The organism is Streptomyces sp. DH-12 (assembly GCF_002899455.1).
Taxonomy (GTDB): Bacteria; Actinomycetota; Actinomycetes; order Streptomycetales; family Streptomycetaceae; genus Streptomyces.
In genome coordinates this window covers 5472205-5493221 of record NZ_PPFB01000001.1, presented here as the reverse complement: position 1 = coordinate 5493221, position 21017 = coordinate 5472205, and the positions used below count along the sequence as shown (strand labels likewise).

Below are 21017 nucleotides of genomic sequence, written 5' to 3'. Positions count from 1 at the left end.
GCCCTGTGGGGTGCGGCGGCCGCACCCCACGCCGACCACGGTCCCGCGCCCGCACACGCACCACGCACCGGGCGGAAGCCGTGGGCACGGCGCGTCCCGCGCGCGCCGTGCCGGGCCCCGGCCGCAAGGCGACGCCCCCGCCCCGGGAGCCGGGCGAGGGCTGTCGCCCGCGGCCCGAGAAGTCCCCGCCCCCTCAGGCGGGCGTCGTCGCCACCCTGTCGCGGTACGTGCGGACCGGGGCCGCGTCGCGGTACGGCTCCAGGCGGCGTTCGAAGTCGCGGACGTACTCGACCGCGCGGACCGAGCGCATCTCCGCCGCCTGGGCGGCCGCCTCCGCCGCGAGCTGGCAGGCCTGGTCGAGTTCGCCCAGGCCGAGGCGGGCGGTGGCGAGGACGACGCGGCAGAGCAGGCGGCTGCGGGCGTAGCCCGGCGCGCGCAGGTGCAGCGAGCGTTCGGCGTGCTGGGCCGCCGCGCGGAACTGCTGGAGGTCCCGGTGGCAGTGGCCGAACTCGTCGGCGAGCTGGGCCTCGTCGAAGGAGCGCGCCCAGTGCGGCACCTCGTCGCCGGGCCGTGCCGCGTCCAGCGCGCGTTCCGCGCGGACCAGCGCGGCCGTGCCGGCCCGTACCTCGCCGAGCACCGCGTGCCCGCGCGCCTCGGCGGCGTGCAGCAGGGCCTGGACGGCGGGCGGGACCGAGCTGCCCACGCCCTGCTGGGCGACCCGGGCGAGCTGCACGGCCTCCCGTCCGTGGCCGAGGTAGACGGCCTGGCGGCTCATGGTGACCAGGACGTAGGCGCCGTACGCCCGGTCGCCGGCGGCCTGTGCCAGCCGGAGCGCCTGGACGAAGTACCGCTGGGCGAGCCCGTGCGCGGTGATGTCGTACGAGGTCCAGCCGGCCAGGCGGGTCAGGTCGGCCGCGGCGGCGAACAGCCGGCGCCCCGTCTGTTCGCCGTAGGTGCCGCGCAGCATCGGCTCCAGCTCGTGCTCCAGGTAGCGCACGAGGGCCTGGCGGGCGTGCCCGCCGCCGTACGCGTCGTCGAGGGTGCGGAAGAGCTCGCCGACGGAGCGCAGTGCCGCGATGTCGCCCCCGGTGACCCGGTGGCCGGGCGCGCGGTCGGCCGCCCCGCGCCGGCGGGCGGCGGTCCCGGCGGGCGTCACGGGCCGCACCGGCGGGCGGCCCTGGGCGGGCACCCGCACCGGCTCGGCGCGGGCCACCCTCTCGTCGGGCCGTCCGATCAGCCAGTCCCGGCTGGGCACCACCAGACCCGCCGAGGTGAAGGCGATCTTGCGCAGCTCGGCGTGGCTGCCGGAGTCCTTGCGCCACAGCCCGCTGACGATGTCGACGGCCTCCTCGGGGGTGGCCGCGAACTCCAGCCCCGCGTAGACCGGGGCGCAGGCGTCCAGTCCGAGGTCCTGGGCGGTGAGCCGGCGTCCCAGGCGCCGGGTGAAGACCTCGGCGATCAGCGCCGGGGTCGTGCCGCGCGGCTGCTGTCCGCGCAGCCAGCGGGTGACGGAGGTCTTGTCGTATCTCAGGTCGAGCCCGTGTTCGAGACCGAGCTGGTCCACGCGACGGGCGAGTCCCGCGTTGGAGAACCCCGCTTCTGCGATGAGCGCGGCGAGCTGTCGGTTGGGGGTGCGCTGCGCGGGTCGTTCCGTCATCTGCGGTGCGGTCTCCTGCCTTCTGGCTGTTGCCCTGTCCGGATTGCCTGTGAGCAGCCCTTATGGCCGCGCGGTCGGCGCGAATGTAGCGGAGAGTGAGCGCCCGGTCGCGGAGATCAACCGCCATTCATCCGATCGTGTGAGGATTGACCCGAAGCTGACGAGCGGGGCGCGGGCGGCCGTCCGGCGGCCGGCGGTCGGAGGGCTGTCGAACGGTCGTACAGTGGCATGGGCGCGTTTCGCGCCTGACGACCTTCGAGGGAGGCGTTTGCCGTGGGTGAGTTGCGGTTCGTCCGGATGGGCTTCGGCGACGGGGCGGTGGACTACCGGGTGGCCTGGGACGAACAGCGCCGGGTGCACGCCGCACGGTTCGCCGACGAGGTGCCCGACACCGTCATCCTGCTGGAGCACCCGCCCGTCTACACCGCCGGGCGGCGCACCGAGGACAGCGAGCGGCCCCTCGACGGCACCCCCGTCATCGACGTGGACCGCGGCGGCAAGATCACCTGGCACGGGCCGGGCCAGCTGGTGGGCTACCCGATCCAGAAGCTGCCCCGCCCGGTGGACGTGGTCGCGCACGTCCGCCGCCTGGAGGAGGCGCTGATCCGCACCTGCGCGGAGTTCGGCCTGGAGACCACCCGGATCGAGGGCCGCAGCGGGGTGTGGGTGCTGGGCGACCCGGTCGAGCGGCGCCCGTCGTGGGGGTCCCCCCGGCCGGAGACCGGGGGAGGCCTCTCCCTGGACTTCGACCCGCGGCCGCGCGACGAGGAGTTCGACCCCCGGCTCAACGGCCCGGAGTACGCCCCCTCCAACGCCGGCCAGCGCCGCGAGGACCGCAAGATCGCGGCGATCGGCATCCGGGTCGCCAAGGGCGTCACGATGCACGGTTTCGCGCTGAACGTGAACCCCGACAACAAGTGGTTCGACAAGATCATCCCGTGCGGCATCCGCGACGCGGGCGTCGCCTCCCTGGCGAACGAGCTGGGCCGCGACCTCACGATCCAGGACGTGCTGCCCGTCGTGGAGCGCCACCTGAAGGACGTGCTCGAGAACGCCGAACCGACGCCGAGGGCGGTCGGGAAGGCGCCGGCGGCCGTCGGCCCGTCCGGCGCCTGAGGGCCCTCCGGGCATTCACATCGACGGGCGTACGCTTGACCACGCCGAAGAATCAATCGCTAGGAGCCGGTCGTGTCCGCAGTCGCACCCGACGGACGCAAGATGCTGCGCCTGGAGGTCCGCAACAGCCAGACCCCCATCGAGCGCAAGCCCGAGTGGATCAAGACCCGGGCGAAAATGGGCCCCGAGTACTCCAAGATGCAGAACCTGGTCAAGAGCGAGGGTCTGCACACCGTCTGCCAGGAAGCCGGCTGCCCCAACATCTACGAGTGCTGGGAGGACCGCGAGGCGACCTTCCTCATCGGCGGCGACCAGTGCACCCGGCGCTGCGACTTCTGCCAGATCGACACCGGCAAGCCCGAGGCGCTGGACCGGGACGAGCCGCGCCGCGTGGGCGAGTCGGTCGTCACGATGGACCTGAACTACGCCACCATCACCGGCGTCGCCCGCGACGACCTGGAGGACGGCGGCGCCTGGCTGTACGCGGAGACCGTGCGCCAGATCCACGCGCAGACCGCGGACCGCGCCGAGGGCCGCACCAAGGTCGAGCTGCTGGCCCCCGACTTCAACGCCGTCCCCGAGCAGCTCGCGGAGGTCTTCTCCTCCCGTCCCGAGGTGTTCGCGCACAACGTGGAGACGGTCCCCCGGATCTTCAAGCGGATCCGCCCCGGCTTCCGCTACGAGCGCTCCCTGAAGGTGATCACCGAGGCCCGTGACGTCGGCCTGGTCACCAAGTCCAATCTGATCCTCGGCATGGGCGAGACCCGTGAGGAGGTCAGCGAGGCGCTGAAGCAGCTGCACGACGCCGGCTGCGAGCTGGTCACCATCACCCAGTACCTGCGCCCCTCGGTGCGCCACCACCCCGTGGAGCGCTGGGTGAAGCCGCAGGAGTTCGTGGAGCTGAAGGAGGAGGCCGAGCAGATCGGCTTCTCCGGCGTGATGTCCGGTCCGCTGGTCCGCTCCTCGTACCGGGCCGGCCGGCTGTACCGGATGGCGGTCGAGAAGCGCGGCGCGTACGTCGCCTCCCAGGCGGTCTGAGCACGGCGGCGGAGGCCGCGCGGGGTCTGCCCCGCTCCCCCCGCCGTCATGCTGTGAATTCACGCACAAGGCCCTACCGGCAGGTAGCGGCTCAGAGAACGCGGCCCCGGCCGTCCTCCCAGCTGAGGGCACAGGCCGGGGCCGCGTCGGCGTCCGCGGCCCCGGCGGGAAGACTTCATGCCTGTTTGACCGGTCGGTCACGCCCTGGTAACACCAGGCAGTGAGCCTGGTACCACCGCACACACCACCATTGCCCGCCGGCATCGAGGGAGAGACCGTCACCATGCAGGCCGCGCCCGTCCGCGCCACCGCCATCCCGTCCCTCACCACCGCTCTGCGCGCCGTCGAGTCCCTGCTGATGAGCAGCGGCCAGCGCACCGCCCGGCGCAACGCCTGGACGTCCGTGCTGGAGGACCGCCGCCGCGCCAGGGACCGGGTCGAGGCCCAGCGCGTCCTCGACCAGAACCTGATCACCCACGGCTGAGCCCGCCGACCCCGGACTGCCGTCGAACGCGCTCCGGGGGGCACGTAGACTTCATGCCATGGCGAGGAAGGAAACCGCAGCGGACGCTGCGAACCCCGGGCGGCTGAAGCAGATCGCCCTGACCTACAAGATGACCCGCAGGGCCGACAAGAAGATCGGTCTTGTGCTCGCGGCTGTCGGAATCGTCACCTTCGGTGTCTTCCTCGCGATCGGTTTCTTGATCGGGCACCCCATCTATCTCGGCATCCTGGGCCTCCTGCTCGCCTTCCTCGCGACGGCGATCGTGTTCGGCCGCCGCGCCGAGCGAGCGGCCTTCGGACAGATGGAGGGACAGCCGGGCGCCGCCGCGGCCGTGCTCGACAACATCGGCCGCGGCTGGACGACGACCCCGGCGGTCGCGATGAACCGCAACCAGGACGTGGTGCACCGCGCGGTCGGCAAGGCCGGCATCGTGCTGATCGCCGAGGGCAACCCGAACCGGGTGAAGAGCCTGCTGGCCGCCGAGAAGAAGCGGATGAACCGCATCGTCGCGGACGTCCCGGTGCACGACCTGATCGTGGGCACCGGCGAGGGCCAGGTGGAGCTGAAGAAGCTCCGCACCACCATGCTGAAGCTGCCCCGCGTCCTCACCGGCCCGCAGGTCACCGTGACCAACGACCGGCTGCGCGCGCTGGGCGACCTGATGAGCAACATGCCGCTGCCGAAGGGGCCGATGCCCAAGGGCATGAAGCTGCCGAAGGGCGGCGGCCCGCGGGGCCGCTGAGCCCCGCCCCGGACAGCACGAGAGGACGGGGGCGCCGGATTCCTTCCGGCGCCCCCGTCCTCGTCCGCGCACAGGAGCGGACCGGATACAGGAGCGGATCAGACGCGGATCTCGACCGTGCGGGCCAGCCGGTCGTGCAGGCCGCGGCCGTCACGGTCCCAGACGAGCGCGGGGATCGCGAGGCACAGCAGCACCGAGCGCAGCAGGCCGCGCAGCGGCTGCACCCGGCCGCTGTCGAGGGCGACCACCCGCAGCCCGAACAGCCGCTTGCCGGGGGTGGAGCCGACGGTGCCGACGGTCAGGACGCTCAGCACCAGGAACACCAGCAGCGCCCAGTTGCCGGTCCGGGCGTCGTAGCCGTCGGTGAACAGACCGTATGCGATCAGGAGGCACAGCCCCCAGTCCACGGCGAGGGCGCCGAGCCTGCGGCCGGGACGTGCGATCGAGCCCGGTCCCTGTTCCGGCAGCCCCAGCTGCTCACCCCGGTAGCCGAGGTCGACGCCGGCCTCCTCCATGGCCGCGCGCGGGCCGGACAGCCATGATCCGATTACTTGCCTGTTGTCCACCCGTCCACGGTACTGCGACCGGACATGACCGGGGGACGGCGGGGTGTGCCGGAGCTACCGTGGGAAAGGCGCTGGTTAACGTGTGTGAAACAAACGGGTCACGCCCGAGAAATGACCCGTCCCTAGGGTCGGGTCCAGCGTGTGCCCCCCGCACTGGCCGCACGAACGATCTACCACCCCGGCGGGACGGTCGGGAGTAGGAGGAGCCGGATGTTCCAGAACGCCGACGAGGTCAAGAAGTTCATCGCGGACGAGGACGTCAAGTTCGTCGACGTCCGGTTCTGCGACCTGCCGGGCGTGATGCAGCACTTCACGATCCCGGCGTCGGCCTTCGACCCGGCCGAGGAGCTGGCCTTCGACGGCTCCTCGATCCGCGGCTTCCAGGCCATCCACGAGTCCGACATGGCGCTGCTGCCCGACCTCTCCACCGCGCGGGTCGACCCCTTCCGCCGCGACAAGACGCTCAACGTCAACTTCTTCATCCACGACCCGATCACGGGCGAGCAGTACTCCCGTGACCCGCGCAACGTGGCCAAGAAGGCCGAGGCGTACCTCGCCTCCACCGGCATCGCCGACACCGCGTTCTTCGGCCCCGAGGCCGAGTTCTACGTGTTCGACAGCGTGCGCTTCAAGACCTCGGAGAACGAGTCCTTCTACCACATCGACTCCGAGGCGGGCGCCTGGAACACCGGTGCGCTGGAGGACAACCGCGGGTACAAGGTCCGCTACAAGGGCGGCTACTTCCCGGTCCCGCCGGTCGACCACTTCGCCGACCTGCGTGCCGAGATCTCCCTGGAGCTGGAGAAGGCCGGCCTGCAGGTCGAGCGCCAGCACCACGAGGTGGGCACCGCCGGCCAGGCCGAGATCAACTACAAGTTCAACACGCTGCTCGCGGCCGCCGACGACCTGCAGCTCTTCAAGTACATCGTGAAGAACGTCGCCTGGCGCAACGGCAAGACCGCGACCTTCATGCCGAAGCCGATCTTCGGTGACAACGGCTCCGGCATGCACGTCCACCAGTCCCTGTGGTCGGGCGGCGAGCCCCTCTTCTACGACGAGCAGGGCTACGCCGGCCTGTCGGACATGGCCCGCTACTACATCGGCGGCATCCTCAAGCACGCGCCGTCGCTGCTGGCCTTCACCAACCCGACGGTGAACTCCTACCACCGCCTGGTGCCGGGCTTCGAGGCGCCGATCAACCTGGTGTACTCGCAGCGCAACCGCTCCGCGGCCATGCGCATCCCGATCACCGGCTCCAACCCGAAGGCCAAGCGCGTCGAGTTCCGCGCCCCGGACTCCTCCGGCAACCCGTACCTGGCCTTCTCGGCGCTGCTGCTGGCCGGCCTGGACGGCATCAAGAACAAGATCGAGCCGGCCGAGCCGATCGACAAGGACCTCTACGAGCTGGCTCCCGAGGAGCACGCCAACGTGGCGCAGGTCCCGACCTCCCTCGGCGCCGTGCTGGACAGCCTCGAGGCCGACCACGAGTTCCTCCTCCAGGGCGACGTCTTCACGCCGGACCTGATCGAGACGTGGATCGACTACAAGCGCCAGAACGAGATCGCCCCGCTGCAGCTTCGTCCGCACCCGCACGAGTTCGAGCTGTACTTCGACGTGTGACCGGACCGCGGCGCGCGTGCCGCGTCGGTCCGTACGCCGCCCCCGTCCCCGGTGCGTCCGGGGACGGGGGCGGCGGCGTGTCCGGAAAGCTTCCCTCTTCGGGACCGGGGAGGGATCCTGGTGGTGACACTGCTGTTCGAAAGAGGGTCACGGGGATGTCCGAGCGGAACGACGAGGAGCGCGAGTTCGATCTGAAGTGGGCGGACGGCGCCGAGCACAAGGAGCCCTCGGCCCGTGCGCGGATGCTCGCCGCCCGCTGGAAGGAGAACCCGCCCGGGCCGGTGCCGTTCCGCGCCGAGCCGGAGCACCGGGGGTCGGCGGGACGCTCGTCGTGGGTGTCGACGGTCGTGGTGCTCGGCTGTGTCGTCGCGGTGATCGTCCTGCTCGGGTACGCCGACGCCGGGCGTTACTGACCCGGGTCAGTCGCCCTGGGCGACGGCGACCGTCGGCGGGGTCCGGGAGGCGCGCAGCGCGGGGACCGTGCCCGCGGCGGCGGTGACCAGGACGAGGGCGGCGAGGACCGCCGCGAGCTGTCCCGCCGGGACGGTGAACGGGGCGCTCGCCTCGGCGACCCGCACCACCAGCCAGGAGTACGGCACGCCGAGCGCCAGGCCGAGGACGCCTCCCAGGAGGCCGTGGAGCGCGCACTCCACCGTGACCATGCGGTGCACGGCCGCTCCCCCGAGGCCCAGGGCGCGCAGCAGCCCGAACTCGCGCCGGCGCTCGACCACGGTGAGGCTCGCCGTGGTGGCGACGCCGGCGACCGCCACCAGGACGGTCAGGCAGAGCAGCATCACCACCGTGGCGGCCATCGTCCGCAGGTCGTCGTCGGGGCCCGTCCGCGCGGCCGTGTCCTCGGCGAGGACCCTGCCGTCCCCGCGCCCCGGCCCGGTCAGCGTCTCGGTGACGGCCCGGTGGGCGCGCGTGCGGCCCTGGGAGCCGTCCGCCGCGGCGTTGGCGGTGATCAGGGTGGGCGCGGGGTCCGCCCCCATGCGGGTGAGGTCCGCGGCGGGCACGAAGAAGTTCCCGCCGTAGGGTCCGGCGCCGGGCAGCGTCGCCGCCACGGTGAGCCGTACGGGACGGCCCTCGAACTCCAGCGTCACGCGGTCGCCCGCCTCGACGCCGAGGCGGTGCGCGTGCTCGGCGTCCACCACGGCGTGCGCGGGGCCGAGCCGGCCGAGGGAGCCGGTCCGGGCGGTCAGGCCGGTCCCGGAGCGGACGGTGGTGAGGTCCAGGTCGGAGACGGTCGCGCTGCGGTTCCCCTCGATCACCTCGGCCGTGCGGAAGGCGGTCACGCCGGCCAGTTCGGGACGGGCGGCCAGGTCGGCGGCGAGCGTCCGGTCCAGCGCTCCGCCCTCTCCCGCGTACAGGTGGAAGTCCGCGGGCGCCTCCAGCGTCCGCTGGTAGCGCTCGTAGGCGTTCAGGGAGGCGAGGCAGGTCAGGGTCGAGCCGACCAGGCAGACGCCGAGCGCCACCACGACCGAGACCGAGGCGGCCCGGCCGGGCGCTCCCCCGACGCCCGCGACGGCGAGGCGGCCGGTCGCTCCGGTACGGCGCAGCGCCACCGCGAGGGCCGACAGCACCGGCCGGACCAGCAGGGGGCCGAGGGCGATCAGGGCGAGGAAGGCGAGTGCGCCGGAGACCACCACGGCGGCCAGCGCCGCGAACCGGTCGTACGCTGTGTCGCCCGGCTCGGGCAGTGCGGTGTACTGCTGCCGGGCGAGGAGCACGGCGCCCGCCGCGCACAGCACGCCCGGCACGGTCCGTCCGGCGCCGCTCACCGTGCTCTCCCCCGACGTCGCGGTGCGCAGGGCCTGGAGCGGGGAGACGCGGGAGGCGGCGAGGGACGGGGCCAGCACCGCCAGGACCGCGAGGAGTCCGGTGCCGAGGACGGTGAGGGCGGCCTCGGGCAGCGGGAGCGAGGCGGGCACGGACAGGTCGTGCCCGAACCGGCCGGCGACCGGGGGGACGAGCCGGGCGCAGCCCCAGGCGGCGAGCACGCCGGCCGCGCCGGCCAGCAGGCCGGCCGCCGCCCCCTCGGCGACGAGGGCCGCGGCGAGCCGCCTCGACGTGGCGCCGATGGCGCGCAGCAGCGCCAACTGGCGTACGCGGCGGGCGAAGACGATGCGGAAGGTGGAGGTGGCGACGAGCACGGCCGCACCGACGGCGACGGCGAGGAAGACGCCGGCCAGTTCCAGGGTGTCGCTCGCGTCGGCGACGGCCTCGCGGGCCTCCTGGTCGCGCACCTCGTCCCCGGACCGTACGACCGCCCCGGGCACCGCCTGCCGGATCCGCTCCGCCGTCTCCGCGGACGCGGTGGACGGGTCGGTGCGGAGGTCGACGCGGGTGTAGCCCGGCAGGCCGAGCAGCTTCACCAGGTCGGGGCCGGGCGCGTACCCGGTGGGCTCCGTGGTGCCGGTGGCGGTGGAGCGGACGACGCCGGTGACCTCGACCGGCACGCGCCGGGTGCTGTCGCCGTCGGGGCCGGGGAGCAGCAGGGTGAGCGACGATCCGGGGGCGAGGCCGTACGCCTCGGCGGCCCGGGTGTCGACGGCGAGCCGGCGCGGCCCGGCGGGGTAGGCGCCCTCGACCAGCCGCACCTGTGCGAGGGCGCCGGCGCCGGGGTCGGCGGAGAGGGCGAGGTAGCGCTCGGCGGCGCTGCCGCCGACCGGGGCGCCGCCGTCGACCCGGCCGGCTGCCTCGGCGACCCCGGGCGTCCCGCGGATCGCGTCCAGGCCGGCCTGGCGGATGTCCTGCGCGTCCTCCCGGGTGACGGCCAGCGACACCGCGTCGGGGGTGCCGCGGAACCGTTCGACGACGGTCGCGGTGACGATCTGCTGGGCCATGACGGCCCCGAAGACGACGAAGGCGGCGATCAGCAGCGACAGTCCGGTGGCCGCGAACCGGCCCGGTCTGCGCAGGAGTTCGGCCGCCTGGGAGCCCAGGACGGTCGCGCGCCACGGGGTGTTCATCGCCGCCTCCCGAGGGTGTCGTCGGGGGTGGTGCGCTCGTCCCGTACGACGCGTCCGTCGGCGAGGGTCAGCACCCGGTCCGCGTACCGGGTGGCGGCGGGGTCGTGGGTGACCATGACGACCGTCTGGCCGAGTTCGTCGACGGCCCGGCGCAGCATGATGAGCACCTCGGCGCCGGCCCGGGAGTCGAGGTTGCCGGTGGGCTCGTCGGCGAAGACCACGGCGGGCCGGGCCACCAGCGCCCGGGCGACGGCGACCCGCTGCTGCTGGCCGCCGGACAGTTCGGCGGGGCGGTGCGACAGCCGGTGGGCGATGCCGAGGACCCCGCACAGGTGGTCCACCAGCTCGCGGTCCGGGCGCCGGCCGGACATGGTGACGGGCAGCACGATGTTCTCGTAGGCGGTGAGCTGCGGCAGCAGGTTGAACGACTGGAAGACGAACCCGATGCGCTTGCGGCGCACCCGGGTCAGCCGCCGGTCGGACAGTCCGGTGAGCTCCGTCCCGTCCAGGACGACGCTGCCGGAGGTGACGGTGTCGAGTCCGGCGACGCAGTGCATGAACGTCGACTTGCCGGACCCGGAGGGACCGACGACGGCGGTGAACCGGGCGCGGCGGACGGAGACGGACACCCCGTCGAGGGCCCGGATCTCGTCGGTGCCCTGGCGGTAGGTCTTGACCAGGGCGGTGGCGGTGATGACGTCGTCGGGTGCGTGGCCGCGCGCGGCGGCGTGGACGGTCATGGGGGCGGTCCCTCGGTCCGGTTCAGGAGCCGAGCGGCGGCAGGGTCAGGGTGACGCCGGAGTCCGCGCAGTGTCCCCGCGCCTCTTCCTGGAGGTCCTTCACGTCCTTCGCGGACGGCGTCTCGGCGGACTTCCTGGCGGTCTCCAGCGCCCAGCCCTCGTAACGGGAGATCTTCGCCCCGAGGTAGCCGTCCTCCATCGTGGCGCGGCGCTCGTCGCCGGTCTCCTTCCACCACTTCTCGGCCTGCGGCACCGGGCCGGTGGCGATCTCCGCCGCCTCGGTGACGATCCGCTGCGCCAGCCGGCAGTCCTCGGCGGACGCCTGGCTCAGCTCGTCGCGGTCCTGCCACCAGGACGCGGCCCCGGCGGCCAGGGCGGCGACGACCGCGGCGGCGGCGGCGCCCAGGATCAGGCGGTTGCGCGTGCGGTGGGGCCGGGGCGCGGGGGTGGTGGTCGTGGTGGCCATGGGGTCCTCCTGTGTCTTCTCGGCCGCGTCCTGCGGCACTGAGAAGTCTGGGATCCAGGGGCCTTCCGCGGATCGGCCACGGATCCGAGATCGAAGGCGGCCGGTCCGGTACGCCGGACGGGGCGCCTTCTGCGCCTGAGGGGGCAGAGGACGGGCACGCCTCTGCCCCCTGAGGGGGAGGCGGCTCACGCGGAGGGGCGCACCAGCCCGGACTCGTAGGCGAAGACGACGGCCTGGGCGCGGTCCCGCAGGTGCAGCTTGGCCATGAGGTTGCCCAGGTGCGTCTTCACCGTGGCCTCCGCGACGTACAGCTCGGCCGCGATCTCGGCGTTGGACAGGCCCCGGGCGACGAGGCCGAGCACGTCCCGTTCGCGGCCGGTGAGCTGCTCCAGCCGTTCGGCCTGTCCGTTCGCCGGGGCGAGCCGGTCCGAGACCCGGTCGAGGAGCAGCCGGGTGATGCGCGGGGCCACCACGGACTCGCCCGCGGCCAGGACGCGGATGGCGTGGACGACCTCGTCGGCGGGGGCGTTCTTCAGCAGGAAGCCGCCGGCTCCGGCGCGCAGGGCCGCGAAGGCGTCCTCGTCGTCGTCGAAGGTGGTGAGCACCAGCACGCCGGGCGCGTTCTCCCGGCGCGTCAGCCGTTCGGTGGCCTGGATGCCGTCCATGACCGGCATGCGGATGTCCATGATGACGACGTCCGCCGTCACCGTGTCGAGCAGGTCGAGGGCCTGCTGCCCGTTCTCCGCCTCGCCGACGACCTCGATGTCGTCCTGGCCGGCCAGCACCATGGAGAAGCCGGCCCGGATGAGCGGCTGGTCGTCCACCACGGCCACCCGGATCGGCCTGTCGGTCCCTGTCATCGCTTCGTCCTCACCGGTATCGAGGCACGCACGTGCCATCCGCTGCCGAGCCGGGGGCCCGCCTCGAAGGCGCCGCCGGTCAGTTCCACCCGTTCGCGCATCCCCACCAGTCCGTTCCCCCCGGACGTCCCGACGGAGGCCCGGCCCGCGAGGGCGCCGGCCCCGTCGTCGGTCACGTCGATCAGCAGGGCGCCGTCCTCCTCGCGGACGCGGATGTCGACCGCCGCCCCGGCCCCGGCGTGCCGGAGCACGTTGGTGAGGCATTCCTGGACGATGCGGAAGGCCGTCATCTCCTCCGCCGGCGACAGCCGTCCCCCGGCCACGTCGACCGAGAGGTCCACGGTCAGTCCGGCGGTCCGCGCCCGGTCCGCGACGACCTCGATCTCGTCGAGGGTGACCAGCCGCCGGTCCTCCCCCGCGCTGCCGGCCTCCGGCTGTCCCTCGCGCAGCACCCGCACGATGCGGTGCATGTCGTCGATGGCGTCCCGGCCCGTCGCGGCGATGGTCCTGAGCGCGGACTCCGCCATGTCGGGCGACTTCCGCAGCACGGCACCGGCGCCGTCGGCCTGGAGGATCATCACGGCCAGGCTGTGCGCCACCACGTCGTGCAGTTCCCGGGCGATCTCGGCCCGTTCGCGGGCCGCGGCCAGCCGGACGCGCTGCTCCTGCTCCCGCTCGGCGTGCCGGGCGCGGGCGGCCTGGCTCTCGGCGTAGAGGCGCCGCGTGAGGAGGGCGAAGGCGGTGAGCCAGACCGTCAGCGTCAGGCCCCAGCAGACGAGCAGCGTCCCGCCGTCGGTGAACGGCTCGATCCCCAGGAACGGCGCGCCGACCGCGGTCGCCGCCGTCGCCAGCAGCACCACGCCGCCCGCGGCGTACGGCGTCCAGGCGGTCCGGGAGTGGTGGACGACCGACATCATGGCGAACAGCACGGCCACGTCGTACGCGGCGGGCGCGGACGCCGGCGGGGTGCCGGCGTACGGCTCGTACAGGAGGAACTGCACGAGGGCCAGCGTCAGGACGACCGCCATCACGGTGACCGGGCGCCTCCTGCGGGCCAGCAGGGCGAGCGCCATCAGGGCGCCCAGGAGCAGGTCGTAGTCACCGGTGTAGCGCTGTGCCGCCAGCAGGACCACCAGGGCGAGCGCGACGTCGATCGCGCGGCCCAGGGCGCGTGCGTACCGGCCGGACGGCGTGATCCACGGGACCGGGACCGTGCTCTCCTCGGCCAACGGCCCTCCCTCTCTCCTCCGCCGGGCGCGGCCGGACAAGTGCCGCTCGGCCCGGGCGACTTCGGGGCGGGTGGCACCCCGCCGCCGCCCATACTGCCTCAGTCGCGGCGGGTCACGGCACGCCGGTGCCGGGCGCCCCGCGCCGGGGGCGCCCGGCACCGGCCCTGTGCTCAGCGGTCGCAGCTCAGCGGCCGCAGCTCAGCGGTTGTAGCGCATGAACGCCCGGACCATGTGGCACGTGGTGTCCGACGGCGGGTGGACGCCGATCAGTTCGGCGGCGCCGCGGATCGTCTCGTCGCGCGCCTGGCTCGGCAGGTAGACGCCGGAGTCGAGCAGGGCGATGGCGAGGCGCATCGCCTTCAGCCGGCGGTTGTGGGTGATGTACCACGCGCGCGGACGGCCCGGCGGCAGCGGGCGCTTCTCCACCGGGGCGCAGGGCAGTTCGAGCGGCACGGGCCGCTTCGCGGTGGACTGGGTGGGCAGGGGCTTCGGCTTGAGTGCGGCAGCGGGCACGGGCATCCTCCTGTCGCGGTCGGGGCCGTCCTCCGGGGTCCACGGCGACCTCGGCAACTCCCTCGAACACTACCTCCATCCTACGGGCTGCCACCGACAATCGACAGGCTCGCTTCGGCCATCAAATGCGCAGGTGAGAATGGATTTTGAGGGATCGGGACGGGTGGTGCGCGAGGGGCGCGCGGGCGGGTCGGAAATTCGAACAGACGGGGTCCGGGCGTACCGTGTCCGGCATGGAGATCTGGATCAACCCGGCCTGTTCCAAGTGCCGCAGCGCGATCAGCCTGCTCGACGCGGAGGGGGCGGAGTACACCGTCCGCCGTTACCTGGAGGACGTGCCGGACGAGGACGAGATCCGGGAGGTGCTGGAGCGGCTCGGACTGGAGCCGTGGGACATCACCCGGACACAGGAGGCGGCGGCCGGGGAGCTGGGGCTCGAGGAGTGGCCGCGGGACGCCGGCGCGCGGGACCGCTGGATCGCGGCGCTGGCCGCGCACCCGAAGCTGATCCAGCGGCCCGTCATCACCGCGGACGACGGGACGGCGGTGGTGGCCCGCACGGAGGACGCCGTGCGGGACGCCCTGTCCCGCCGAGGGCGCCCCAGCCCGACACCCCTGTGACGCAGGCCACTTCGGCGACTTGGACCGGCCGCTGAGCACTTGCGTCCGGCATCTCGTACATAGCGGCGTACGCTCCCCCGATCCCTTGGAGGCGCGCATGTCGCGCAGGAGAAGTCTCGGCCCGAAGAAGAAGCTCGCGTTGCTGCTGAGCGCGGCCACGGTGGCGGGCGGCGGCGCCTTCGTCATGGCGACCACGTCCAACGCCGCCCCGCCGTCGGCCACCACCAAGTCCGCGGCGGACTCGACGGTCTGCCAGGGGCTGGCCACCGCGCTCGGCAACAACGAGCGGTTCATCGCGGGCCAGCGGGCCGCCCCCGACGCCCAGTCCGAGGCGCGGATCGCCAACCGCGAGGCGGTCATCGCGCAGATCAAGGTGCAGCAGGAGGCCTCCGGGTGCACGGTGGGGGAGTCGGCTCAGGGCTCCCGGCCGGCGCAGCCGGAGCTGCCCGCCCCGTCGCAGCCCGCCGCGGGCGGCCAGGACGGACAGACGGACCAGGGCGGGCAGGCGGGGCAGGACGGGCAGGCGGGGCAGGACGGGCAGGCGGGGCAGGACGGCGGCGGGGCCGCCGCCGGTGAGCAGGTGTGCAACGGCTCGACCGTCACCCTGTCCGGCGAACCCGGCGCCCCGGCCGCGTCCAGCAACCAGTTCCCGGCCGGCACCAGGCTGCGGGTGACGAACCTGGACAACGACAAGTCCACGACGGTGGAGGTCACCTCGGTGTCGGGCAGCTGCGTGCTGCTGAACGACGCGGCCTTCGAGCAGGTCCGCGAGCCGGGCAGGTTCCTGATCCGCCGGGCCCTGATCGAGAAGGTGGGGTGAGGTCCACGCACGCGGGGTGAGGTCCGGCATGCCCGGGCGGGCCCGCCGCTCCGGCCGGGAGCGGCGGGCCCGCCCGCGTGACGCGCCAGGGGCTTTTTCACGTCCCCTCGCATACACCGGTCCCCTCCCCCGCCCCCTCACGGAGTGGGGCCGGACGCCCGGACGTCCGGTAACACGGGGTTCACACAGGGGCAATGGACGGGAAATCGCCCGTTGACACGCTGCGGTGCATCGACGGCGGCGTCCCAGTGCCGCAGCGCCGCAGCATCCGCACCGAGCGCCCAGACCCACCCCGAAGGATGTGGACCGTGAGCTTCAAGGCCGAGTACATCTGGATCGACGGCACCGAACCGACCGCCAAGCTGCGGTCCAAGACGAAGATCCTGGGCGACGACGCGAAGGGCGCCGGCCTGCCGCTCTGGGGCTTCGACGGGTCCTCCACCAACCAGGCCAAGGGCCACGCCTCCGACCGCGTGCTCAAGCCGGTCTTCGTCTGCCCGGACCCGATCCGCGGCGGCGACGACGTCCTGGTGCTGTGCGAGGTGCTGAACACCGACATGACGCCGCACGAGTCGAACACCCGCGCGGCGCTGGCCGAGGTCGCCGAAAGGTTCGCGGCGCAGGAGCCGGTCTTCGGCATCGAGCAGGAGTACACCTTCTTCAAGGACGCCTACCCGCTGGGCTTCCCCAAGGGCGGCTTCCCCGCCCCGCAGGGCGGCTACTACTGCGGTGTCGGCTCCGACGAGATCTTCGGCCGTGACGTCGTCGAGGCGCACCTGGACAACTGCCTGCGGGCGGGTCTGGGCATCTCCGGCATCAACGCCGAGGTCATGCCCGGCCAGTGGGAGTTCCAGGTCGGCCCGCTGGCCCCGCTGGAGGTCGCCGACCAGCTGTGGGTGGCCCGCTGGCTGCTCTACCGCACCGCGGAGGACTTCGGCATCGCCGCCACCCTCGACCCCAAGCCGGTCAAGGGCGACTGGAACGGCGCGGGCGCGCACACCAACTTCTCCACCAAGGCGATGCGCGAGTCCTACGACGCGATCATCACCGCGTGCGAGTCGCTCGGGGAGGGCTCCAAGCCGCTGGACCACGTCAAGAACTACGGCGCCGGCATCGACGACCGCCTCACCGGCCTGCACGAGACCGCCCCGTGGAACGAGTACTCCTACGGCGTCTCGGACCGCGGCGCCTCGGTGCGCATCCCGTGGCAGGTCGAGAAGGACGGCAAGGGCTACATCGAGGACCGCCGCCCCAACGCCAACGTCGACCCGTACGTGGTGACCCGTCTGCTGGTCGACACCTGCTGCACCGCGCTGGAGAAGGCCGGCCAGGTCTGACCCGCGCCGCAAGCTCGGCCCGGAGTCCGGTGACGCCGTCCGCACCGTGCGCCGGGCCGGCCACGCGTACGTGCCGCCGGTACGGCGCTGAGCGCGCGGGCCTCTCTGCCGACAGCAGATTCCCGTTCCCCCGTGCCGCCCGGCGGGGCAGAGTCGCCGGTATGAGACTTCTGGTGCTGGGCGGTACGGAGTTCGCGGGCCGGGCCGTCGTCGAGGCGGCCCTCGGGCGGGGCTGGGAGGTGACCGTCTTCCACCGGGGACGGCACGCGGCGCCGCAGGGCGCCCGCGAGCTGCTGGGCGACCGGACCGCGGTGGACGGGCTGGCGGCGCTCGACGAGGACCCGGGCAGGTGGGACGCCGTCGTCGACACCTGGTCGTCCGCCCCGCGCGCGGTGCGGGACGCGGCGCGGCTGCTGCGGGACCGGGCCGGGCGGTACGTGTACGTGTCGAGCTGCTCGGTGTACACCTGGGCGCCGCCCGCCGGGTACGGGGAGGACGCGCCCGTGGTGGAGGGCGCCTCCCCGGACGCCGGCGTGACGGACTACGCGCGGGACAAGCGGGGCGGGGAGCTGGCCGCGGTGGACGCCTTCGGCGCGGACCGGTCGGTGCTGGTGCGGGCCGGGCTGCTGCTCGGGCCGTACGAGAACGTCGGGCGGCTGCCCTGGTGGCTGAACCGCGCGGCGCGCGGCGGCCCGGTGCTCGCCCCCGGCCCGCGGGACCTGCCGTTGCAGTACGTCGACGCCCGCGACCTCGCGGAGTGGATCCTCGGGGCGGCGGAACAGGAACTGAGCGGGCCGTACAACCTGATGTCGCCGCAGGGGCACACCACCATGGGCGAGTTGCTGGAGGCCTGTGCGCGGGTGACCGGGGGGTCGGCCGAGCTGCGGTGGACGGAGCCCGAGGTGATCCTCGACGCCGGGGTGGAGCCGTGGACCCAGCTCCCGGTGTGGGTGCCGCCGCACAGCGACCTGCACGACGCCCTGCACTCGGCGGACGTCTCCCGGGCGGTGGCGACCGGACTGCGCTGCCGCCCGGTCGGGGAGACCGTCGCGGACACCTGGGCCTGGCTGCGGGACATCGGCGGCACGGCGCCGCAGCGCCCGGACCGTACGGTCAAGGGGCTGGACCCGGAGGTCGAGGCGAAGGTGCTGGCGGCCCGGGGGGTGTAGACAGCCCCACCCCCAGGGCGGGGGCCGGGCCCAGTGTGCCGCCGGCCGCGGACGGTGAGACTGGGCCCATGACGACGGGGACGAACGGACACGGCGAGGTGAGCGCGGCGCGGGGCGCCCCGCTCGCGGCGGTACGCGGGCTCGCGCTGGCGCTGGTGTCGCTGCCGGGGGCGGTGGTGTGTCTCGTGACGGCCGTGGTGTCGATCGCGCTGATCCCGGTCGGGGTCGGCATCGTCACCACGCCGTACGCGCTGCGGGGCGTGCGGGCGTTCGCGGACCGGCGGCGGGTGCTGGCGGCCGAGTGGGGCGGGGTGCGGATCCCGCGCGCGTACCGGCCGTTGCCGAGGGACGCGCATCCGTGGGGGCGGACGTGCGGCATGCTGGGCGATCCGGCGACCCGGCGGGACCTGCTGTGGCTGCCGGCCGACATGACGGCCGGCTTCGTCACCGCGCTGCTGCCGTTCGCCCTGCTCGTCTACCCGCTGGAGGGGATCGCGCTGGCGGCGGGGCTGTGGCGGGTGCTGCCGGACCCGTACTGGTACGGCTTCGTGCCGGTGTCCGGGCAGGCGACCGCGCTGGCCGCCGGTGCGCTGGGACTGGCGCTGCTGCTGGTCGGGCACGTCACCGCCGTGCGCCTGCTGCGCGGGCACTTCCTGCTCACCCGGGCCGTGCTGGGGGGCGGCGCGAGCGAGCCGGCCGAGCGGGCGCGGGCGCTGACCGGGACCCGGCGGGACGCCGTGGGCGCCTCCGCCGCCCACCGCCGCGTGCCGGCGTCCTCCGGCCCCGGCCGGTGACACCGGCGCACTCGGCTCCACCTCGGGTGGGTGACCGGCAACTCCCAGCTCCGTGAAGGCCGTCGGAACCGACGGAACCGCACCGGCTCCTCATCGATTCCCGTGCCGGGTGAACACCCGTGGGGCGGTCTGCGTACTCATGGGCGCCGCTTCCCCTCACGGGCGCCTCGATGCCCCGCACAGGGATGCCCCGCAAGGAAGTCAGAGGAGTTCCATGGGACGCAACACGAGAAAACGCCGTACACCGCCGGCCACCAAGGTGATAGCCGGGGCGGCGGCCCTGGCGATCGGTGGGGGCGGTCTGGTCTGGGCCAACTTCCACGCCTCCGCGCACGAGGAGAACGGGGGGCGCCACAACGCGACGAGGTCGGGGCAGGTCCGGGTCGCCACGATCAACTGTCCGGACGTCGGGCAGAAGCTGACCAAGGTGCCCCGCAAGGCGCGCTGGGGCGTCGCGCGGGAACTGGCGCGGCTCGACCGCCAGATCACCGACGCGTACACGCGCCTCGCCGAGACGCGACAGGCGCAGGCGGGTGACGCGAACTACGTCGAGAACGCCGTCCTCGGCCCGCTGAAGGCCAAGCGCGCGGCCACCCTGGACCGCATCGACCTCAACATCGAACGGGCCGGCGGCCAGAAGCGCGGCCTCGGCCGGTTCGCCCGCTGCCAGGGCGTGCCCGCGGAGCAGCCCGGCGACGGCGACGGCGGCCAGAACGGCGGGGGGCAGGACGGCGGTCAGGGCAACGGCGGGGGGCAGGACGGCGGCCAGGGCAACGGCGGGCAGGCCGGGAACGGCCCCGCGGCGGAGGACTTCATCCGCATCGAGGACGTCCAGCCGGGCTCCCGCAACCTGCCCAACGGCCTGCCCGCGAACGGCGACACCGGCTCCACCGGCAGCTTCACCACCGTGTGCGGCACCAACGAGAACGGGCTGCGCAACTCGGACAACGTGATCGTCGCTCCCGGCGTCAGCAACGGCGCCCAGCACCAGCACGACTACGTCGGCAACCAGGCCAACAACGCCTTCGCGAGCGACGAGGACCTGGCAGGCGGCGACACGAGCTGCCAGAACCAGGGCGACCGGTCGTCGTACTTCTGGCCGGTGCTGCGGATCCAGGACGGCACGCAGGACATCGACCAGGACCAGCCGGGCGGCGGCCGGGACGGCAACGTCGGCAAGATCGTCGCGCCCACCGAGGTGAACCTGACGTTCGTCGGCAACCGCACCGGCGACGTCGTCGCCATGCCGCGGGCGCTGCGCATCATCACCGGTGACGCCAAGGCCTTCACCAACGGCCCGGGCAACGCCAACACCGCGTGGAGCTGCACCGGCTTCGAGGACCGTCAGGTGACGGACAAGTACCCGATCTGCCCCGAGGGCAGCGGCGTGGTCCGCACGTCCAGCTTCCAGAGCTGCTGGGACGGCCAGAACACCGACAGTGCCAATCACCGCACGCACGTCGCCTTCGTCGCGGCGGACGGCACCTGCCCGGACGGCTTCCAGGCCGTCCCGCAGCTCCAGGTCCGCCTGGTGTACGACAACATCCCGGCCCCGCGGATCGACGACGGGCGGCTGGTGAACCCGTACGCGGTGGACACCTTCCCGGAGCAGCTGCACAAGCCGATCACCGACCACAACGACTTCATCAACTTCTTCGACGAGGACCTGATGAACGAGATGGTCGAGTGCATCAACAGCGGCCGCGACTGCCAGTAGGCGGCAGGGCCCGCTGACAGGGGACCTGAGGGAGAGGGAGAGGGCCGGCGGTGGGAGTTCCCGCCGCCGGCCCTCCGCTGTGCCGGGCTGCCGGAAGGCGCTCAGCCGTGGTGGCCGCCCTTGTTGTGGCTGCCGCCGGGGTTCATGTGCTCGGAGCCCTCCTCCAGGTCGCCGCCGAGGCTGGCCTGCAGCGCCTCGACCGTCCTCTCCTCCCCGACGGCGACCCACTTGCGGCCGACGAGGTAGTAACCGCCGTAGTCCTTGGCCGTGTCGAGCCACTCGCGCTGGCCGCGGTCGGTGGCGAACGTGGCGAGGACGTACTTCCCGTCGCCCTTCCCGCACAGCGCCTGCCGGATGGTGTCGGCGTCGGTCTGCATGTCGGGGTCGCACTTCACCTCGGCGGCCAGCTTCTCCAGGCTGCCGGTGACGGTGGGCGGCACCCGCTCCTCCCCGGCGCCGCCGGACCCGCAGCCCGCCAGCGCCAGGGCCGCAACCGCGCAGGTCAGCGCGAGCTTCGGTCGGGTCACCCTCATGTG

Annotated in this window: 20 protein-coding genes and 1 pseudogene; 12 read left to right on the top strand and 9 right to left on the bottom strand. The window is 73.6% G+C overall.

The genetic code is table 11. The features are described from left to right. Nucleotides 1-193: 193 nt before the first annotated feature. Nucleotides 194-1657: an NsdA family TPR-like regulatory protein gene (locus tag C1708_RS23635; protein ID WP_106414546.1), complete on the bottom strand. Its 1464-nt coding sequence runs from the start codon at nucleotides 1655-1657 to the stop codon at nucleotides 194-196. A 273-nt stretch (nucleotides 1658-1930) separates the two neighbouring features. On the opposite strand from C1708_RS23635, the gene lipB reads away from it, so the two are divergent. From lipB to C1708_RS23615, 4 genes are all read left to right on the top strand, one after another. Further along, entirely contained in the window at nucleotides 1931-2773 is an 843-nt protein-coding gene (gene lipB, locus C1708_RS23630) for a lipoyl(octanoyl) transferase LipB (RefSeq protein ID WP_106414545.1), read from the top strand. 72 nt (nucleotides 2774-2845) lie between these two features. Then, nucleotides 2846-3811: a lipoyl synthase gene (gene lipA, locus C1708_RS23625; protein ID WP_106414544.1), complete on the top strand. Its 966-nt coding sequence runs from the start codon at nucleotides 2846-2848 to the stop codon at nucleotides 3809-3811. A 283-nt stretch (nucleotides 3812-4094) separates the two neighbouring features. Continuing rightward, nucleotides 4095-4295 carry an SCO2195 family GlnR-regulated protein gene (locus tag C1708_RS23620; protein ID WP_106416458.1) on the top strand — a complete coding sequence of 67 codons (201 nt, stop codon included), beginning with the start codon at nucleotides 4095-4097 and terminating at the stop codon, nucleotides 4293-4295. A gap of 58 nt (nucleotides 4296-4353) precedes the next feature. After that, nucleotides 4354-5058, top strand: a complete 705-nt coding sequence (locus C1708_RS23615; protein ID WP_106414543.1) for a DUF4191 domain-containing protein — start codon at nucleotides 4354-4356, stop codon at nucleotides 5056-5058. 98 nt (nucleotides 5059-5156) lie between these two features. On the opposite strand, the gene C1708_RS23610 is transcribed toward C1708_RS23615, so the two are convergent. Next, nucleotides 5157-5624, bottom strand: a complete 468-nt coding sequence (locus tag C1708_RS23610; RefSeq protein ID WP_106414542.1) for an RDD family protein — start codon at nucleotides 5622-5624, stop codon at nucleotides 5157-5159. Nucleotides 5625-5834: 210 nt separating this feature from the next. On the opposite strand from C1708_RS23610, the gene glnA reads away from it, so the two are divergent. Both glnA and C1708_RS23600 read left to right on the top strand, forming a co-directional pair. After that, nucleotides 5835-7244, top strand: coding sequence for a type I glutamate--ammonia ligase (gene glnA, locus C1708_RS23605; protein WP_106414541.1), 1410 nt, complete (start codon nucleotides 5835-5837; stop codon nucleotides 7242-7244). A gap of 155 nt (nucleotides 7245-7399) precedes the next feature. Continuing rightward, complete coding sequence (locus C1708_RS23600) at nucleotides 7400-7657, top strand: SCO2583/SCO2584 N-terminal domain-containing protein (protein ID WP_106414540.1); 258 nt, start codon at nucleotides 7400-7402, stop codon at nucleotides 7655-7657. Between the two features lie 6 nt (nucleotides 7658-7663). Here C1708_RS23600 and C1708_RS23595 read toward each other — a convergent pair whose 3' ends face one another. From C1708_RS23595 to C1708_RS23570, 6 genes are all read right to left on the bottom strand, one after another. Beyond that, entirely contained in the window at nucleotides 7664-10216 is a 2553-nt protein-coding gene (locus C1708_RS23595) for an FtsX-like permease family protein (protein WP_106414539.1), read from the bottom strand. Continuing rightward, the gene (locus C1708_RS23590) at nucleotides 10213-10956 is read right to left on the bottom strand and encodes an ABC transporter ATP-binding protein (RefSeq protein WP_106414538.1); all 744 of its coding nucleotides are present in this window, start codon (nucleotides 10954-10956) and stop codon (nucleotides 10213-10215) included. The genes C1708_RS23595 and C1708_RS23590 overlap by 4 nt, the downstream gene beginning before the upstream one ends. Nucleotides 10957-10978: 22 nt before the next feature. Further along, complete coding sequence (locus C1708_RS23585; RefSeq protein ID WP_106416457.1) at nucleotides 10979-11422, bottom strand: hypothetical protein; 444 nt, start codon at nucleotides 11420-11422, stop codon at nucleotides 10979-10981. Nucleotides 11423-11607: 185 nt separating this feature from the next. Beyond that, nucleotides 11608-12282: a response regulator gene (locus C1708_RS23580; protein ID WP_106414537.1), complete on the bottom strand. Its 675-nt coding sequence runs from the start codon at nucleotides 12280-12282 to the stop codon at nucleotides 11608-11610. Beyond that, on the bottom strand, nucleotides 12279-13511 hold the full coding sequence (locus C1708_RS23575; RefSeq protein WP_106414536.1) for a sensor histidine kinase: 1233 nt from the start codon (nucleotides 13509-13511) through the stop codon (nucleotides 12279-12281). Before C1708_RS23575 ends, C1708_RS23580 begins: the two co-directional genes overlap by 4 nt. 198 nt (nucleotides 13512-13709) lie before the next feature. Continuing rightward, entirely contained in the window at nucleotides 13710-14024 is a 315-nt protein-coding gene (locus C1708_RS23570) for a hypothetical protein (RefSeq protein WP_106414535.1), read from the bottom strand. 233 nt (nucleotides 14025-14257) lie between these two features. On the opposite strand from C1708_RS23570, the gene C1708_RS23565 reads away from it, so the two are divergent. The 6 genes and pseudogenes from C1708_RS23565 (at nucleotide 14258) to C1708_RS23535 (ending at nucleotide 20481) form a co-directional block, all read left to right on the top strand. Continuing rightward, nucleotides 14258-14644 (top strand): ArsC/Spx/MgsR family protein, encoded by a 387-nt coding sequence (locus tag C1708_RS23565; RefSeq protein WP_106416456.1) that lies wholly within the window; start codon nucleotides 14258-14260, stop codon nucleotides 14642-14644. 97 nt (nucleotides 14645-14741) lie between these two features. Then, complete coding sequence (locus C1708_RS23560) at nucleotides 14742-15464, top strand: SCO2207 family protein (RefSeq protein ID WP_106414534.1); 723 nt, start codon at nucleotides 14742-14744, stop codon at nucleotides 15462-15464. Between the two features lie 308 nt (nucleotides 15465-15772). After that, nucleotides 15773-16801, top strand: a complete 1029-nt coding sequence (glnII, locus tag C1708_RS23555) for a glutamine synthetase (RefSeq protein WP_106414533.1) — start codon at nucleotides 15773-15775, stop codon at nucleotides 16799-16801. Between the two features lie 161 nt (nucleotides 16802-16962). Then, complete coding sequence (locus C1708_RS23545; protein ID WP_106414532.1) at nucleotides 16963-17970, top strand: NAD-dependent epimerase/dehydratase family protein; 1008 nt, start codon at nucleotides 16963-16965, stop codon at nucleotides 17968-17970. A 68-nt stretch (nucleotides 17971-18038) separates the two neighbouring features. Beyond that, a pseudogene (locus C1708_RS23540) lies at nucleotides 18039-18734 on the top strand (sensor domain-containing protein); the annotation flags it as partial. A gap of 244 nt (nucleotides 18735-18978) precedes the next feature. Then, a complete protein-coding gene (locus C1708_RS23535; protein ID WP_106414531.1) occupies nucleotides 18979-20481 on the top strand; it encodes a DUF1996 domain-containing protein in 1503 nt (500 codons plus the stop codon). 101 nt (nucleotides 20482-20582) lie between these two features. On the opposite strand, the gene C1708_RS23530 is transcribed toward C1708_RS23535, so the two are convergent. Continuing rightward, nucleotides 20583-21014 (bottom strand): hypothetical protein, encoded by a 432-nt coding sequence (locus C1708_RS23530; RefSeq protein ID WP_106414530.1) that lies wholly within the window; start codon nucleotides 21012-21014, stop codon nucleotides 20583-20585. Nucleotides 21015-21017 lie beyond the last annotated feature (3 nt).